2 protein-coding genes are annotated in these 991 nt (G+C 54.7%); both read right to left on the minus strand.

Annotation, left to right across the window (positions count from 1 at the left end):
• Positions 1–438: hypothetical protein (locus tag C9413_RS32395; RefSeq protein ID WP_170251613.1), on the minus strand; the 438-nt coding region annotated here is incomplete at its 3' end.
• Positions 439–761: 323 nt separating this feature from the next.
• A partial coding sequence (locus C9413_RS32400; protein WP_170251615.1) for an Lrp/AsnC ligand binding domain-containing protein occupies positions 762–991 on the minus strand: 230 nt, incomplete at its 5' end.

A 991-nucleotide genomic window follows, 5' to 3' on the forward strand; every position in this document is an offset into this window, starting at 1 on the left:
TTCCGTGAGGTGTCGGTCCCCTGCCTTGGCGTGGCTGTCGTGTAGCCTGCCCCTGGCCTTCACGTTGGGAGCGGTGCGCATATATACGGATACCAGGGCGTCGATTGCATCGTCCGTCAACTTGCTTTGCCGGGCCTCAATAATACCGGGGACGTGCTCGACGATGTCACGGATTGTGTCCCGAACCGCTTGGTTAGGGGTCTCAACCACCACGACCATCGTGTCGTCGACGCCGGCCCCTGGTTTGGATCGCACAACCTTGGCCATCGCATTGCGCAGCTTTGATGCGAAAGCGGATGCCGGGCCTGTTCGGAGGTTGCGCTTGACGGCAATCTTTCTGGCCTTCGCTTCGCTCCTAGGAGAAGAGTCCATCTCAGTCTGCAGCGCATCCGCGAACTCTTTACCATTGTAGATGCGAAGATCCTTAGAGACGATCATCGGAATGCTCCAGGTATTTCGGTTATCATTGTCGACATAACCTATATTACCATGTCTGCCTTTTCAAGGCATCATACTTCGGAAATGCTCGCGAGGAGATTTGGCATAGAATGGCATGACGGAGCATTGCACTTCTGCAATTTGGTGGATGGTGAACGCCGAGATTCTCAAAAAGGCAATTGGCCCAGCCTATATCCTATGTCGACCTACCTTGTAGCCAGGATGATGCGCCCTCGGAGCAATACCGAACTTCTCGGAATTGGATGTTGAAAAGCACCGAACTGCAATCGAACGACCGTCAATTGCGCTATTCCGTATTCTTGCTACAGGGGCGGCAGCCGCCGTTTAACGGAAGTGCCCTTGATGACGGCTGTGCTGGTAACGGCGTGCTCGGAGAGGGCTTCAAGGACGTCGTCCATCCGTTCGATCGAACGGACGACCAGCCGGGCAAGAAAAGGATCGTCGCCGGTGATCTTGTCGCATTCGACAAACTCCGGCCGTTCCTGAATGAGCTTTTCCACCAAATGCAGTTTGCCGAGTAACGGCCTTATCC

The sequence above is a fragment of the Rhizobium sp. SEMIA 4085 genome (assembly GCF_013004495.1).
Classification (GTDB): domain Bacteria; phylum Pseudomonadota; class Alphaproteobacteria; order Rhizobiales; family Rhizobiaceae; genus Rhizobium; species Rhizobium gallicum.